At 44.2% G+C, this 15,262-nt stretch carries 15 protein-coding genes; 9 read left to right on the forward strand and 6 right to left on the reverse strand.

Going from position 1 to position 15,262, the window contains the following annotated elements:
• Positions 1 to 97: 97 nt before the first annotated feature.
• Positions 98 to 1,312, reverse strand: coding sequence for a DNA-binding transcriptional regulator NagC (gene nagC / locus L4D05_RS01605; RefSeq protein WP_265673768.1), 1,215 nt, complete (start codon positions 1,310 to 1,312; stop codon positions 98 to 100).
• A gap of 2 nt (positions 1,313 to 1,314) precedes the next feature.
• The gene (nagA, locus tag L4D05_RS01610) at positions 1,315 to 2,451 is read right to left on the reverse strand and encodes an N-acetylglucosamine-6-phosphate deacetylase (protein ID WP_428792837.1); all 1,137 of its coding nucleotides are present in this window, start codon (positions 2,449 to 2,451) and stop codon (positions 1,315 to 1,317) included.
• Positions 2,452 to 2,929: 478 nt separating this feature from the next.
• Between nagA and nagE the strand changes: the two genes are divergently transcribed.
• Together nagE and glnS are read left to right on the forward strand one after the other, a co-directional pair.
• Positions 2,930 to 4,501, forward strand: a complete 1,572-nt coding sequence (nagE, locus tag L4D05_RS01615) for an N-acetylglucosamine-specific PTS transporter subunit IIBC (RefSeq protein ID WP_265673770.1) — start codon at positions 2,930 to 2,932, stop codon at positions 4,499 to 4,501.
• A gap of 250 nt (positions 4,502 to 4,751) precedes the next feature.
• Complete coding sequence (glnS, locus tag L4D05_RS01620) at positions 4,752 to 6,422, forward strand: glutamine--tRNA ligase (protein WP_428792838.1); 1,671 nt, start codon at positions 4,752 to 4,754, stop codon at positions 6,420 to 6,422.
• Between the two features lie 108 nt (positions 6,423 to 6,530).
• Here the strand turns inward: glnS and fcrX are convergent, their stop codons facing one another.
• A complete protein-coding gene (gene fcrX, locus L4D05_RS01625; RefSeq protein WP_428750485.1) occupies positions 6,531 to 6,977 on the reverse strand; it encodes a ferric iron uptake transcriptional regulator FcrX in 447 nt (148 codons plus the stop codon).
• 208 nt (positions 6,978 to 7,185) lie between these two features.
• On the opposite strand from fcrX, the gene L4D05_RS01630 reads away from it, so the two are divergent.
• The gene (locus tag L4D05_RS01630) at positions 7,186 to 7,698 is read left to right on the forward strand and encodes a DUF4442 domain-containing protein (protein ID WP_428750486.1); all 513 of its coding nucleotides are present in this window, start codon (positions 7,186 to 7,188) and stop codon (positions 7,696 to 7,698) included.
• Positions 7,699 to 7,733: 35 nt separating this feature from the next.
• On the opposite strand, the gene fldA is transcribed toward L4D05_RS01630, so the two are convergent.
• The 3 genes from fldA to L4D05_RS01645 form a co-directional block, all read right to left on the reverse strand.
• A complete protein-coding gene (fldA, locus tag L4D05_RS01635) occupies positions 7,734 to 8,267 on the reverse strand; it encodes a flavodoxin FldA (protein WP_428750487.1) in 534 nt (177 codons plus the stop codon).
• A 50-nt stretch (positions 8,268 to 8,317) separates the two neighbouring features.
• Positions 8,318 to 8,539, reverse strand: coding sequence for a DUF2788 domain-containing protein (locus L4D05_RS01640; protein WP_250615644.1), 222 nt, complete (start codon positions 8,537 to 8,539; stop codon positions 8,318 to 8,320).
• 98 nt (positions 8,540 to 8,637) lie between these two features.
• A complete protein-coding gene (locus tag L4D05_RS01645) occupies positions 8,638 to 9,393 on the reverse strand; it encodes an alpha/beta fold hydrolase (RefSeq protein ID WP_428792839.1) in 756 nt (251 codons plus the stop codon).
• 93 nt (positions 9,394 to 9,486) lie between these two features.
• Here L4D05_RS01645 and seqA point away from each other — a divergent pair, with 93 nt between their 5' ends.
• The 6 genes from seqA (at position 9,487) to rlmM (ending at position 15,200) form a co-directional block, all read left to right on the forward strand.
• Positions 9,487 to 10,017 (forward strand): replication initiation negative regulator SeqA, encoded by a 531-nt coding sequence (seqA, locus tag L4D05_RS01650; RefSeq protein ID WP_250615642.1) that lies wholly within the window; start codon positions 9,487 to 9,489, stop codon positions 10,015 to 10,017.
• Between the two features lie 92 nt (positions 10,018 to 10,109).
• On the forward strand, positions 10,110 to 11,756 hold the full coding sequence (pgm, locus tag L4D05_RS01655; RefSeq protein ID WP_428750489.1) for a phosphoglucomutase (alpha-D-glucose-1,6-bisphosphate-dependent): 1,647 nt from the start codon (positions 10,110 to 10,112) through the stop codon (positions 11,754 to 11,756).
• Positions 11,757 to 12,145: 389 nt separating this feature from the next.
• Positions 12,146 to 13,054, forward strand: a complete 909-nt coding sequence (locus L4D05_RS01660) for a transcriptional regulator GcvA (protein WP_265673776.1) — start codon at positions 12,146 to 12,148, stop codon at positions 13,052 to 13,054.
• Positions 13,047 to 13,673, forward strand: coding sequence for an alpha/beta family hydrolase (locus L4D05_RS01665; protein WP_428792840.1), 627 nt, complete (start codon positions 13,047 to 13,049; stop codon positions 13,671 to 13,673). Before L4D05_RS01660 ends, L4D05_RS01665 begins: the two co-directional genes overlap by 8 nt.
• Complete coding sequence (locus tag L4D05_RS01670; RefSeq protein WP_428750491.1) at positions 13,663 to 14,112, forward strand: DUF423 domain-containing protein; 450 nt, start codon at positions 13,663 to 13,665, stop codon at positions 14,110 to 14,112. The genes L4D05_RS01665 and L4D05_RS01670 overlap by 11 nt, the downstream gene beginning before the upstream one ends.
• The gene (gene rlmM / locus L4D05_RS01675) at positions 14,109 to 15,200 is read left to right on the forward strand and encodes a 23S rRNA (cytidine(2498)-2'-O)-methyltransferase RlmM (RefSeq protein ID WP_428750492.1); all 1,092 of its coding nucleotides are present in this window, start codon (positions 14,109 to 14,111) and stop codon (positions 15,198 to 15,200) included. The genes L4D05_RS01670 and rlmM overlap by 4 nt, the downstream gene beginning before the upstream one ends.
• The last annotated feature ends 62 nt before the right edge of the window (positions 15,201 to 15,262 follow it).

The following is a 15,262-nucleotide window of genomic DNA, read 5'->3' on the forward strand; positions in this document are numbered from 1 at the left end:
GACGAATTTCTGCCTATAAAAAAGACCACACCGAAGTGTGGTCATCCATTTTATCAAAGTATATCAAACTATTATTTGATAGGTTCGATACAAGGTCTCAATCTTCTAACAATTTTTGTAACAGAACCCCATTGAGCATAGCGCGTTTGATCATGGCAAATGCGCCCATGGTTGGCTGTTTGTCTATTTCCGACGCGACAATAGGTAGGCCTGTGTGGAAAGTGGTGAGAGATTGATTCTCGACATTACGCTGGATCGCAGGGAAGACAATATCTTTCGCCATGGTAATATCGCCAGCAATAATGATTTTCTGTGGATTGAATAAATTCACAGTCATGGCGATGGCTTTACCTAATTGGTTGCCCACGCGCACTAAGCTTTGCTTGGATAGTTCGTCACCATTAAGCGCATGCGTACACACATCTTCTATGGTGATGTCTTCTTTTTGCGCCAACGTTGATTCATACCCTTGGTCGATGAGTTTTTTGACACGTTGAACGATTGCAGGGTTAGCAGCCACGGTTTCTAAGCAACCAAAGTTGCCACATTGACACTGTTCGCCAAGTGGATCAATTTGGATATGGCCAATCTCGCCCACGTTTCGATTGAATCCTAGGAATACTTGTCCATTGACGATGATACCTGCACCCGTTCCTCTGTGTACGCTGACCAGAATCGAGTCCTGACAGTCTCGGCTAGAGCCAAAATAATGCTCGGCTAACGCCATGCCTCTCACATCATTACCGACGAAGCATTCGACATTAAACTGTGAACGAATGAGATCAGCCAGTTCGAGTTTATCGATGTCGGTGTTGGGCATGTATTCAACAACGCCAGTAGTTGGGTTAACAAGCCCCGGCAGAGTAATACCAATTGCTATTAATTGGTCGATGCGATGTTCATGGTCACTGAGAAAGGCGTGCAAGTTCGTTAATAAGCCGTTAGCCAGTTCAGTTTGATCGGCGTAGTGTAACTCTTTTTGGACAAAAGCAAGTTCATTACCACCGAGGTTATACAGGGAAAGTTGGACGTAATCACGGCCAAGACGAACGGCGATAGAGTGGAAGGGGGCAACTTCGGTGGTGAGTGAAATTGCTCGTCGTCCACCGGTTGAAGCTTGCTGGGCGACCTCCTTAATGAGGCCGCGCTCTAAAAGCTGGCGGGTGATTTTGGTAACGCTGGCGGGAGCCAGTTGGCTCACATCGGCAACTTGAATGCGCGAGATAGGCCCTTGTCGGTCTATTAAGCGGTAAACCGCTGCGCTATTAAGTTGTTTTACTAAATCTACGTTACCTATTTGTCCGCCATTCATGCTTAATTGTGCTCGTATTGTCCGTTAACAACTGTGCCTTGGACATTGAAATCTCTATCGAAGATGGCTAAGTTTGCAACCATGCCTTTTTTGATGCGACCAAGTTTGTTGTCTAGTCCCATCGCTTTAGCAGGGTAGAGCGTTGCCATTCGTAGCGTCTCATCCAAAGCAATACCAGCGTGTTCAACTGTGTTTTGAACCGCTTCAATCATGGTTAATGCGCTGCCACCTAACGTGCCATTCTCATCTACGCACTTTCCATCCTTGTAATATACTTTCTTACCGACAAAAATAAAGTAATCCATCTCAGCACCAGCTGGAGCTGTGGCATCGGTCACTAATACGAGCTTTTCACCCTTCACTTTATGTGCAATTCGAATATTTGCGTAGTCCACGTGGAAGCCATCCGCAATGATTCCTGCATAAACGTCCGGTGTGTCGTAGATAGCACCTACAACGCCAGGCTCACGACCGGTCATCGGCGTCATAGCGTTGAATAAATGAGTCGCAAAGGTAATGCCCGACTCAAACCCTTTACGCGCTTCAGCATAAGTGGCATTTGTGTGGCCGATGGAAACCACAATGCCAGCGTCACGTAGTTTTTCGATATGTTCTGGCGCGTTTTGTTCCGGAGCAAGCGTGACTTTTGCGACGAGGTCGCTATTTTCGCAAATTAAGTCGATCATTGAGTCATCGGATTGACGAATAAAGTCAACGCTGTGAATGCCTTTTTTCTCAACGTTTAGGTATGGACCTTCTAAATGAAGTCCTAGGGAATGGTTTTGGTACTGCTCTTGGTAAGTGCGAGCCGCTTCTAATGCTTGACGCATATCTTCATCAGAAGAAGTAATAAGCGTTGGTAAGAAACTGGTACAGCCGGATTTAAGGTTAGCACGATGCATCGTATGGATTGTTTCAGCGGTAATTTCATCATTGAGCATAACACCGCCACAACCGTTCAGTTGTAAGTCGATAAAACCTGGGCTGGTATTTGCGCCGTTAAGGTCGATACGCTCCATAGACGCAGACAGTTCTGAGATGGGTAAGACTGCTTCAATCTGTTCACCGTTGATAACAACAGCATGATTATTGAGAACATCACTACCTGTGAAGACCTTACAATTGGTTAATGCATACATCGTTAGCGAATCCTTGTGTTTTTAATTCGGTTTACCTCTTTGCTTGTGCCAAACAAAGCCCCCACCTTGCGGTTTGAGTCACTTAGTTTGTGTCACTTAGCAAAGAGTCATATTTAATACTTAGCAAGCTGTAAATTAATAAATGACTAATTTTAACTAAATGATTACATGAGAGTTATTGTTATTTTATTGTGCGAATCTACCTGGCGATTTTGATGTTCGTCGCAAATTTACCGGGTATGAGACAACTCTCTTCAGCGAAATCCTAACGAGATCTCGCCATTTTTTCGTATGATAAAATAAGTTTTATGATCTCGCTAGCAAAAAGCCTCCATTTTGGTAAAAACTGGTGATTATGATCACAAATGGGGACGTTTTAATTTGCGGAGCAAAATTAATTTCATAAACTGAATAGGACTAAATTGAACGGCTAAAATAAGTCGTCCAAAATTCTAAATTCCTATAGGGGGAACACACGGTGAATATACTAGGATATGCACAGAAGCTCGGGAAGGCGTTAATGCTTCCGATTGCGACGCTTCCAATCGCAGCACTTCTACTTCGTTTGGGTCAGCCAGACCTTTTAGACATTCCGTTTATGGCACAAGCGGGTGGCGCAATTTTTGGTGAGCTACCTTTACTATTCGGTCTAGGTATCGCGATCGGTCTTTCTAAAGATGGCAACGGCGCAGCAGGTCTTGCGGGTGCAGTGGCTTACTTTGTTTTGACAGCGACAGCAACGACAATTAACGCAGACGTTAACATGTCTTTCTTCGGCGGTATCTTTGCAGGTATCATCGCAGGTCACTCTTACAACGCATTTAGCACAACGCGTTTGCCTGAATGGTTAGCATTCTTCTCTGGTAAGCGTCTTGTACCAATTATGGCGGGTCTTTTCGCTCTAGTTGCTGGTGCGCTTTCTGGTGTTATCTGGCCTGGTATCCAATCTGGTCTAGATGCACTAGCACACGCTGTATCAACGTCTGGCGCTGTTGGCCAATTCGTTTACGGTACACTTAACCGTGCACTTATCCCTGTTGGTCTTCACCATGTTCTTAACTCGTACTTCTGGTTCGGTATGGGTACATGTCAAGAAGTTCTAGTTGCTGGCGCACAAGCTGCTGGTCAAGCACTTCCTGCTATCCAACAACTTTGTGTTGACCCTGCTCTTGCTAAGACTCTAGTTGCTGGTCAAACTCACACATTTGAATTTGCTAACTCAGTAACACCTGAAATCACAGCAACTGTGAAAGAAGTGACTGAAACAGTTAAATCTGGTGACCTTCACCGTTTCTTCGGCGGCGATAAAGGCGCTGGCGTATTCATGAACGGCTTCTTCCCTGTAATGATGTTCGGTCTGCCTGGTGCTGCACTTGCAATGTACCTAGCGGCACCTGCTGAAAAACGCAGCCAAGTTGGTGGCGCACTATTCTCAGTAGCATTCTGTTCATTCCTAACTGGTATCACAGAGCCTCTAGAGTTCATGTTCGTGTTCCTTGCTCCTGCTCTATACGCAATGCACGCAGTGTTCACAGGTCTGTCTCTAGTAGTTGCTAACATGTTCGGTACACTACACGGCTTTGGTTTCTCTGCAGGTCTTATTGACTTCGTATTGAACTGGGGTCTAGCGACTAAACCATTCGTACTACTACTAATCGGTCTAGGTTTTGGTGCTCTATACTTCTTCACTTTCAGCTTCGCAATCCGCGCATTCAACTTGAAGTCGCCAGGTCGTGAAGATGACGATGAAGCAACACCTGCAGCAGCTGGTGATGCACCTAAAGGCGACCTAGCTCGTCAATACCTAAAAGCTCTTGGTGGTCACGATAACCTAACGTCTATCGATGCATGTATCACTCGTCTACGTCTTACTCTAAAAGACCGCTCAGTAGCTGACGAAGTTGTACTTAAGAAGCTTGGCGCGAAAGGTGTTGTTAAACTAGGTGAAAATAACCTACAAGTTATCCTTGGTCCTCTAGCGGAAATCGTTGCTGGTGAAATGAAAGCAATCGGTGCTGGTGAAGACCTATCTGATGTTAAACTTCCTTAGGTTAAAACCTAACTAAGTTGTTTAGGTCTTAAAAAGCTTAAGTCTTAGGAACATCGGTCTTAAAAACATAAGTTAAAAAACCTCTCTTCGGAGAGGTTTTTTTTTGTTTGGTGTCTTAGATTAGTATTGAGCAAAGGGATAAGTGAAAATAATCCTTATAAAGTGCGAGTTATTGTTGTGGTTTTCCGAAGAATTGTGGATCATTGGAGCCTATACAATCTGACAATACTAAACCATAGAGGTGTTATAGATGAGTGAAGCTGAGGCTCGTCCATCGAACTTTATCCGCCAAATCATTGATAAAGATTTAGCCGATGGCAAACATACTAGCGTGCATACTCGTTTTCCGCCGGAACCGAATGGTTACCTGCACATCGGTCACGCGAAATCTATTTGTTTGAACTTCGGTATTGCTCAGGACTATCAAGGCCAATGTAACTTACGTTTTGATGATACGAACCCTGAAAAAGAAGACGTTGAATACGTTGAATCGATCAAAAATGATGTGAGCTGGTTGGGCTTTGATTGGTCTGGTGAAATTTGCTATTCATCGAACTACTTCGATAAGTTGTATGACTATGCCGTTGAACTAATTAACAAAGGCTTAGCTTATGTTGATGAGTTAAGTCCAGAGCAAATCCGTGAATACCGTGGTTCATTAACGGCGCCAGGTAAAGCAAGCCCATATCGCGATCGCAGCGCTGAAGATAACCTTGCGCTATTTGAAAAGATGCGCGCGGGTGACTTTGCTGAAGGTAAAGCGTGTTTGCGTGCCAAAATTGACATGGGTTCATCATTTATGGTGATGCGTGATCCAGTTTTATACCGTGTACGTTTTGCCGAGCATCACCAAACGGGTAATAAGTGGTGCATCTATCCGATGTATGACTTTACACACTGTATCTCAGATGCGCTTGAGGGTATCACTCACTCATTGTGTACACTGGAATTCCAAGACAACCGTCGTTTGTATGACTGGGTTCTAGAGAACATCACGATTGACTGCCAGCCTCACCAGTATGAGTTTAGCCGCCTGAATCTTGAGTATACGGTGATGTCTAAGCGAAAACTTAGTCAGCTCGTGTCTGAAAACTTAGTGAATGGTTGGGATGACCCACGTATGCCGACGATTTCGGGTCTTCGTCGTCGTGGCTTTACTCCTGCGTCTATCCGTGAGTTTTGTAAGCGCATTGGTGTCACTAAGCAAGAGAACATGATTGAGTTTGGTTCATTGGAATCTTGTATTCGTGATGACTTGAATGAAAACGCACCTCGTGCCATGTCTGTGTTAGAGCCAGTAAAAGTGGTTATTGAGAACTTTGCGGCTGACGCGGCAGAAACACTGAATATTGCGAATCATCCAAATAAGCCAGAAATGGGTAGCCGTGAAGTTCCATTTACTCGCGAGTTATGGATTGAGCGTGATGACTTCCGTGAAGAAGCAAACAAGAAGTACAAGCGTTTAGTGCTTGGAAAAGAAGTTCGTTTGCGTGGCGCTTATGTAATTAAGGCCGAACGCATTGAGAAGGATGCCGAAGGTAACATTACGACTATTTTCTGTAGTTACGATGATGAGACATTAGGTAAAAATCCAGCGGATGGTCGCAAAGTTAAAGGCGTTATTCATTGGGTATCGGCTGATAAAGGCTTACCTGCTCAGATTCGTCTTTACGATCGTTTATTCACCGTTGCAAATCCAGCTGCGGAAGATAACTTTGCTGCGACAATTAACCCAGAATCATTGGTTGTGCTAAACGGCTTTGTTGAGCCGAGTTTAGCAGCTGCGACTGCTGAGCAGGGTTACCAGTTTGAGCGTACAGGATATTTCTGTATCGATAGCAAGGACTCACAGTCAGACGCTCTCGTGTTTAACCGCACTGTAGGGCTGCGTGATACTTGGGCTAAAATCGAAACAAACTAACACCGCTGTTCAAACGAATCCTAGAGAACCTAGTGTTAGGTTCTCTAGGCATAAAAAAACCAGCTCATGAGCTGGTTTTTTGTTTTAAAGCGATTTGTTGAATTAGTGCTAGCTTGGTTTGTGAGCTTTAGGGTCTTCTTTACAAGCACCACCAACACATTTACCGTATAGATATAAGCTATGGTTGGTCAATTCAATATTGTATCTTGCCGCAATTTCCTTTTGGCGAGTTTCGATCATTTCATCAGAAAATTCAATAACTTCGCCACAATCTAGACAAACTAGGTGGTCATGATGATGTTGAGTTGATAATTCAAAAACTGATTTACCACCCTCAAAGTGGTGACGAGTCACGATGCCTGCATCGTCGAATTGGTTAAGGACACGATAAACGGTGGCCAGTCCAATTTCTTCACCCAAATCGATGAGTTTTTTGTACAAATCCTCAGCACTAATATGCTGATATTCAGGCTTTTGTAATACTTCTAGAATCTTTAGTCTAGGCAGTGTGACTTTAAGGCCGGCATCTTTAAGTGCTTTGTTATTGTCTGACATATACTTTCCTGTGATGATCTGCAGCAATAAACAGATGTCAATAATCTGTTCATTATAGGGTACTAAGGCTTAACAATAAACCACGAAGTTCAAGGGGTTACTAACTATTAACATAGAACTCGAACTCTGTCACTTTACATACACATCTGACCAGTTACAATTTGTTTACATGTGAAACTAAATTGCAGATGGATATGGGTTACCGAGTATGGATAAACGATTGGCCAAGATCTACAAACCTAACAACGTTAAGTTTGCTTTGAATATATGGCCGCCTTTTTGGGGGGCAGGGATCCGAATTGTAGACATTAGTGAGGACTTTCGAACGGTCAAGGTGCGTCTAAAATTGCGATGGTGGAACAAAAATGCTAACCGCTCTCAGTTTGGTGGTAGCATTTTTTCAATGACCGATCCGATTTACTCTTTGATGTTAATGGGGATTTTACGTGAGCAGTATTACGTATGGGACAAAGAAGCGAGTATAAACTTTGTTAAACCTGGTTTTTCATGCTTGGAAGCGGAGTTTGTGGTGACGCAGGGTATGTTAGACGAAATTGCTGAAAAGACGGCTTGCGGTGAAAAATGCTTCCCGGAGTTTATTACGCATATCAAAGATGATAGTGGTGATGTGGTGGCAACGATTCAAAGAAAACTATATATCCGAAAAAAACCAAAATACCGGTCATCGGCGAGTGCTGACGAAGAGATGAGCGCGACGTAAATAAAAAAGCCTCCTTACTAGGAGGCCTTTTTAGCTTAATCTTCTAGCTCTGCAAGACACATCTCTTCATAGAGCTGTTTTGTCCACGTTGATACGCGTGCGTCAGTCAGTTCTGGTTGACGATCTTCATCAATGCAAAGACCAACAAACTGAGAGTCGTCGCCTTCAACAAGGGCTTTTGAAGCTTCAAACTCATAGCCATCAGTTGAAGTGTGACCGATAATAGTGCCACCTTTCGCTTCAACGATGTCGCGTACTGTACCCATAGCATCACAGAAGTATTCAGCGTAATCTTCTTGGTCGCCGCAGCCAAAAATTGCCACAAGCTTCGTTGAAAAATCAATGCCTTCAAGCTCAGGGAAGAAGTCATCCCAATCTGCTTGAGCTTCGCCATAATACCAAGTCGGGATACCAAGAAGAAGTAAGTCGAAGTTATCGATATCTTCTTTGCTGCTCTTCGCGATATCTTGAACGTGAACGAGCTGTTTACCCAATTGTTTTTGGATCATCTTTGCAATAGCTTCTGTATTACCAGTATCACTACCAAAGAATAGACCTACACTTGCCATAGATTCAGTACCTTTTCATTGTCTATTTTTGACTAAAGAAGTGGGGATAGTTAACTAATCCCTGAGCCTTCCCAGCTTAACTGGATTATGCCTTTGGCAATGAATCCAGCACAACCTAGAAAGAGCACCAGCCATACAATACGGCGACCAAACGTTGGGACGTTGCCTTGCTTGAGAACGTCTTTTATTGCCATGCCGATTAGAAAGAAAATCGACGCAAACAATAGATCTAATCCGATAGATTCCAACTTGTCTATGTAGTCGTAAAGCATGCTATTCCTTTATGCCAATATGCTTGCGCGAAACTATACCACTGTTAAAAGCTAAAGTTAATCCACGCTGGTCAACAAGCATTAGTTTGATGTCTAAATTAGATGAATTTGCGTATTGCTCGAAGCACTTCCGTCGGCTTTTCGGCATGTAACCAGTGCCCCGTTTTTGCAATCACATGCGCTTTTGGGTGAGAAAACTGCTGTTGAATTAAAGGTTGATGCTCCGCGGTTAGATAGTCGGAGTCTCCGCCTTTAATAAAGAGAATAGGAACGTCAGTTTTACTGATAGCCTGCCAGTCTAGGATGTTTAAGTAGTTGGCTTTAAGTGATTGAACGTTAAAACGCCATGTTAAATAATCATCAACTTTATAGAGTGATTTACCTAAAAATTGCCGCACGCCCTCTATTTCAACATGTTGTGCTAGCTGTTCCATCGCCTCGCTGCGAGTCGTCGGTTTCGTTGATAGCACCGCTTCAAGTCCCGCTAAAACATTATCATGGCGTCGGGTGTGATATTTTACTGGTGACATGTCTAGCACAATCAGCTTGGCTAGCGGATAATGCTCACAAAGCGCCATGGCGACTTTTCCGCCCATAGAGTGACCAATGATTATGGGGGATGTAATGTTGAGAGAATCAAGGAGGATGCTGACATCTTTTGCCATCACAGGGTAGCTGTGTTCACTGCTGTGAAAGGACTTACCATGATTTCTTAGGTCGATGCTGATGACGTCAAAGTCTTGTTTTAAGTCGCGAGCAAGTACCCCTAAGTTGTTGAGGTCGCCAAACAGGCCATGAATCAATACGACGGGCTGGCCACTCCCTTCTCTTTTATAGTTTAATAGTGATGACATTTTTCTGTTATTCGTGATGCGTTTATCGTAGAGGTTCACGGCGGAACTCGTTATAATCACCCAGAGTTTAAACATAGAGATTGTGAAAAGCGAATGAAAACAATTGAGGTTGATGAGGATCTATACCGTTACATTGCCAGTCAAACCCACCATATCGGAGAGAGTGCTTCTGATATCTTGAGACGACTGCTCAATGTTGATGCGTCTAAAACGGAACAGAAACCGGCCGCCGCTAAAACTATCGTTGTCAGCAAAGAAGCGCCAAAAGTAGAACAGGTTGATTTTGTTAAAGAAATGCGCACTTTGCTTATCTCTGACGAATTTGCAGGGTTAAAGAAAGCGATCGATAGATTTATGTTGGTGTTATCAACCCTTCATCGCTTAAACCCAGAGGGCTTTTCTGAAGCGACACAGGTGAAAGGTCGTAAGCGCGTCTATTTCGCGGATAATGAAAATACGTTATTAGAAAGTGGCACCACAACAAAACCTAAAGCCATTCCTAATACACCGCTGTGGGTCATCACCAATACCAATACTAGCCGTAAGCGGCAAATGGTCGAGCAGGTGATGACCGTCATGGGATTACCTGCAGATATCGTCGAGAAAGTGACGACTTCGATTTAGAGTTTCGATTCAAACCTCATAGCGACCGGCAACTGGCGGACATTATGAGGTTTTTTTTATTTTTAAGGCTTAATATTATAAGGACGTCTGTTATGGCTATCCATCCTCGAGCGGGCCAGAAGGCTCAGCAAGAAGATTTGTGCAACATTCCCGCATTAGTATCGAACTACTTCCTCATTCAACCAGAACCACAGAACTTAGCACATCGTGTTCAGTTTGGTACGTCTGGTCACCGTGGTAGTGCCGATAAAGCGACATTTAACGAAAATCATATTTTAGCGATCTCCCAAGCTGTTGCCGAAGTACGTGCACAGCATGGAACAACGGGGCCGTTATTTATTGGTAAAGACACGCATGCGCTATCTGAGCCAGCTTTTGCTAATGTGGTTGAAGTATTGGTTGCTAATGGTGTGCACGTTGTTATTCAAGAAGAAGGCGGCTACACACCGACTCCTGGCGTTTCCCATGCCATTCTGACTCATAACCTTGTCAATGAAGATAAGGCTGATGGCATTGTTATCACACCTTCGCATAACCCGCCGCAAGATGGTGGCATTAAGTACAACCCAACCCATGGTGGTCCTGCTGAGGCTGAATTGACTCAGGCGATTGAAGATCGCGCCAATGAGATCATTGCTGCAGAGCTACAAGATGTAAAACGTCTTCCTATTGCGGTAGCATTGAAATCTGAACTTGTTGAGTCGCGTGATTTGGTTCAACCGTACATCGATGATCTTGTGAATGTTATTGATATTGAAGCGATTCAAAAAGCAAACCTTAAAATCGGTGTCGATCCACTAGGTGGCTCTGGTATCGAATATTGGCGCCAGATTGCTAAAACCTTCAACCTTGATCTTACTTTGGTGAGTGAAGCGATTGATCCATCTTTCCAATTTATGTCACTTGATAAAGATGGTGTCGTTCGTATGGACTGCTCATCGCCGTACGCGATGGCGGGGCTATTAGCACTGAAAGATGACTACGACCTTGCGTTTGGTAATGACCCTGATTACGACCGCCATGGCATAGTGACACCAAAAGGTTTAATGAATCCGAACCATTACCTTGCGGTTTGTATTGACTACCTATACCGCCACCGTACGCAATGGCGCGCGGATGTAGCTGTGGGCAAAACCTTAGTTTCAAGTGCCTTAATTGATCGCGTTGTTGCTGATCTGGGCCGCACACTGTGTGAAGTGCCTGTTGGCTTCAAATGGTTTGTGGATGGTTTGTATAACGGTGAGTTTGGCTTTGGCGGCGAAGAGAGCGCTGGCGCTTCATTCCTGCGTAAAGATGGTACGCCATGGTCAACGGATAAAGACGGCATCATTTTGTGTCTGCTTGCGGCTGAGATTACTGCCGTGACGGGTAAAAACCCACAAGAGTATTATGAAGCGCTTGCTGCTAAGCATGGTGAGTCACAATATAACCGTATTCAAGCTGTTGCTAATACTGAGCAGAAAAATATCTTGAAGAAACTGTCTCCGGATATGGTTTCGGCTGAGACGTTAGCGGGTGATGCGATAACTGCACGTCTAACGCACGCTCCGGGTAATGGTGCGGCAATTGGCGGCCTTAAAGTAACCACCGAAAATGGTTGGTTTGCGGCTCGTCCATCTGGAACAGAAGATATCTACAAAATCTACTGTGAAAGCTTTAAGGGCGAAGCGCACCTTAAGCTTATTGAAGCAGAAGCTCAAGAGATTGTTAACCAAGTTTTTGCTAACGCAGGACTGTAATTAACGATTAGCTCAGCTATTTATAGATTTGCAAAAAACGGTCACATAATGTGACCGTTTTTTTATGCACATTATGAGGCACTAAATTTTAGGCAAAAAAAAACACCGCCATAAAGGCGGTGTACGAAAATTTGACAGACAGGTCAAAATACAGGAAGTACACACTTCGAATAGGGGATAACTAATCAAAGCATGGTGGTAGAATCTACCGAACTCGAAAATCGAGATTGCAAACACAACATCGCAATCACGAGTCAATTGATTCTAGAGAGAACCAAGCCGTTCAGACTCGCGTTTGCGGGATGAAATATAGAATTTCTCTGGCTGTTCGGCAATGGACAAATTATAATGTTTCAGATAAAAAAAACTAATGCATTTGAGAGTGCTCTATGTCTAGACGTTTACCCCCACTAAACTCACTGAAAGTTTTTGAAGCTGCTGCGCGTCATTTAAGCTTTACTCGTGCTGCTGAAGAGCTTTTCGTTACTCAAGCTGCGGTGAGTCATCAAATAAAAGCGCTTGAGGAATTTCTAGGTTTAAAGTTATTCCGACGCCGAAACCGTTCGTTGCTGCTAACGGAAGAAGGGCAAAGTTATTTTCTCGATATTAAAGATATCTTCACAGCGTTGTCAGAGGCGACTGACAAAGTCCTTGAGCGCAGCGAAAAAGGCGCACTGACCATTAGTCTACCGCCTAGTTTTGCTATTCAATGGCTGGTGCCACGCCTTGCTGATTTTAATGAGCAAGAGCCGGATATTGATGTGCGCATTAAGGCGGTTGATATGGATGAAGGCTCATTAACCGATGATGTGGATGTGGCAATTTACTACGGTAGAGGTAATTGGTCGGGTCTACGTGCGGATAAATTATATCAAGAGTTTTTAGTTCCGCTGTGCTCCCCTGCATTACTGTTGGGGACAAAACCACTTGATACCTTAGCTGATCTATCGAAACATACCTTGTTGCATGACACATCGCGTAAAGATTGGAAACAATTTACTAAGCAAAATGAATTAGATGGTGTCAATGTGAACCATGGTCCAATTTTTAGCCATTCGACAATGGTGCTACAAGCGGCGGCTCATGGGCAAGGTATCGCGTTAGGTAATAACGTATTGGCACAACCAGAGTTAGATGCCGGGCGTTTAATTGCACCGTTTGATGAAGTCCTTGTTAGCAAAAACGCCTTCTATGTTGTTTGTCATGAAAAACAGGCGGATATGGGGCGTATCGCGACTTTTAGAGATTGGATGTTAGCTAAGGCGCAAAAAGAACAGGAAGTATTGTTTGATGGATAATCTAATTTTTGATGGCCCAGAAGGTGCGCCGATATTTTTGTTTGCTCATGGTGCGGGGGCGGGGATGGATCATGAGTTCATGCATGATATTGCTAGCCGTCTAGCTGCCAAAGAGATCAGAGTAGTACGCTTTAACTTCCCGTACATGATTAAGCGAGCCGAAGACGGTAAGAAGCGACCACCGGATCGCGCGCCTAAGTTATTAGCAGCGATGACCGAAGTGATAGAGTATATCGCCGGTGATAGTCAGATTGTGATTGGTGGTAAATCTATGGGCGGACGAATGGCATCGCTGCTATCTGAACATGATAACGTGAGAGCCGTCGCTTGTCTGGGATTCCCGTTTCATCCGCCAGGCAAACCGGAAAAATATAAAGGCGAGCAGCTGGCGAGCATCGCTAAACCTTGTCTAATCTTGCAAGGTGAGCGTGATACGTTTGGTAAACGAGAAGAGTTTGACGCGTTTGAGTTCTCGAACGAAGTCTCAGTAACCTTTATCCCCGATGGTGATCATAGCTTAAAACCAAGAAAGTCCTCTGGCTTTACTGAAACTCAAAACCGCCAAATGGCCGTTGATCGATTAGCACTATTTGTTAAAGGTATCACGGATGTCTGCTAACCCGATGACACCATACTACCGCCAATCTAGCCGGTTATTTATTGTGACAGCGGCATTATTCGGCTTAATTAGTGTGGCTTTGGGCGCCTTTGCTGCGCATGGGTTAAAGGCTTTACTGCCACCTTATTTACTGGATGTTTTTCAAACGGGTGTGACGTATCAGTTTCTCCATACACTGGCATTGCTGTTTTGTGCGTTGCTTATGGTAAATACCCGACACGCTAATTCACAAAAGGCGTTTCATCGTGCCGCGATTTGCTTTATCATCGGCATCCTTTTCTTCAGTGGTAGTCTTTACGCACTAGCGCTGACTGGAGTGAAGTGGTTTGGGCCTATCACTCCTTTAGGTGGTGTGATGTTCATGTTGGGGTGGGGTTTTCTCGCCTTAGGTGGATATCGGATGACTGACGAAACGACCAAAGATGGAGTCAATCAGTGAAACAGTTAATGCTATATTGCCGCTCTGGATTCGAAAAAGAGTGTGCTGGTGAAATTCAAGACAAAGCAACACAGCTTGAAGTCTTTGGTTTTCCAAGAGTAAAAAATAACTCAGGATATGTGTTATTTGAATGCTACCAAGAAGGTGATGCAGCAAAACTAGTCCGTGACCTTGACTTTAAATCGCTGATCTTTGCTCGTCAGATTTTTGCCATTGCAAGTGAATTAGAATCACTACCATCGGATGACCGTATCTCACCAATCTTAGAGTCGTTAAGTCAGGTAGATGGCCTGCCGATGTGTGGCGATCTTCGTATCGAAACTCCAGACACGAATGAAGCTAAAGAGCTGCTCAAGTTCTGCCGTAAATTCACGGTTCCAGTGCGTCAAGCTATGCGCGGTAAAGGGTTGTTATACAACAAAGACAACGCTAAGAAACCCGTGATGCATATTTGCTTTACTGAACCTGGTCACTGTTACATTGGTTACTCGTTGCCAGTGAATAACTCAGCGTTCTTTATGGGGATCCCTAGACTCAAGTTCCCAGCCGATGCACCAAGCCGTTCAACGTTGAAATTGGAAGAAGCTTTCCATGTATTTATCCCAAAAGAAGAGTGGGATACACGCCTTGCTTCTGGCATGTGGGGCGTAGATTTAGGTGCGTGCCCGGGTGGTTGGACTTATCAGTTAGTGCGTCGTTCTATGTTTGTGCATGCGATTGATAATGGCATGATGGCGGATAGCCTAATGGACACAGGGCAAGTGAAGCACCACCAAGCGGATGGTTTTAAGTTTGAGCCGCCTCGTAAGAATGTGACGTGGTTGGTGTGCGATATGATTGAAAAGCCTTCACGTGTTGCGCAACTTATGGGGGAGTGGTTAATCAAAGGCTGGGCGAAAGAAACCATCTTTAACCTCAAGCTGCCAATGAAAGGTCGCTACGATGAAGTGCTTCAGGACATTGAGAACCTGAAAATATTTCTAATAGAAAACAAGGTGAAGTTTACGCTTCAAGCGAAGCATTTGTACCATGACCGCGAAGAAATTACGGTGCATATTCAAGTGCTGTCGAATATCTCACCGCATTAATACTTTTTAGATTCTTGGCTCCTGGACAATTGGTTCTTAGGAGCCAAGCATTTTCTCTTTCT

Origin of the sequence: Vibrio nomapromontoriensis (assembly GCF_050337205.1) — a bacterium.
Lineage (GTDB): Bacteria > Pseudomonadota > Gammaproteobacteria > Enterobacterales > Vibrionaceae > Vibrio > Vibrio nomapromontoriensis.

Excerpts from the sequence above, each read along its gene's own strand:
- nagA (WP_428792837.1), bottom strand. The coding sequence starts at position 2,451 with ATGTATGCATTAACCAATTGTAAGGTCTTCACAGGTAGTGATGTTCTC.
- L4D05_RS01665 (WP_428792840.1), top strand. The coding sequence starts at position 13,047 with ATGGATAATCTAATTTTTGATGGCCCAGAAGGTGCGCCGATATTTTTG.
- nagC (WP_265673768.1), bottom strand. The coding sequence starts at position 1,312 with ATGAATGGCGGACAAATAGGTAACGTAGATTTAGTAAAACAACTTAAT.
- glnS (WP_428792838.1), top strand. The coding sequence starts at position 4,752 with ATGAGTGAAGCTGAGGCTCGTCCATCGAACTTTATCCGCCAAATCATT.
- L4D05_RS01670 (WP_428750491.1), top strand. The coding sequence starts at position 13,663 with ATGTCTGCTAACCCGATGACACCATACTACCGCCAATCTAGCCGGTTA.
- pgm (WP_428750489.1), top strand. The coding sequence starts at position 10,110 with ATGGCTATCCATCCTCGAGCGGGCCAGAAGGCTCAGCAAGAAGATTTG.
- fldA (WP_428750487.1), bottom strand. The coding sequence starts at position 8,267 with ATGGCAAGTGTAGGTCTATTCTTTGGTAGTGATACTGGTAATACAGAA.
- L4D05_RS01630 (WP_428750486.1), top strand. The coding sequence starts at position 7,186 with ATGGATAAACGATTGGCCAAGATCTACAAACCTAACAACGTTAAGTTT.
- L4D05_RS01645 (WP_428792839.1), bottom strand. The coding sequence starts at position 9,393 with ATGTCATCACTATTAAACTATAAAAGAGAAGGGAGTGGCCAGCCCGTC.
- fcrX (WP_428750485.1), bottom strand. The coding sequence starts at position 6,977 with ATGTCAGACAATAACAAAGCACTTAAAGATGCCGGCCTTAAAGTCACA.
- L4D05_RS01640 (WP_250615644.1), bottom strand. The coding sequence starts at position 8,539 with ATGCTTTACGACTACATAGACAAGTTGGAATCTATCGGATTAGATCTA.
- seqA (WP_250615642.1), top strand. The coding sequence starts at position 9,487 with ATGAAAACAATTGAGGTTGATGAGGATCTATACCGTTACATTGCCAGT.
- L4D05_RS01660 (WP_265673776.1), top strand. The coding sequence starts at position 12,146 with ATGTCTAGACGTTTACCCCCACTAAACTCACTGAAAGTTTTTGAAGCT.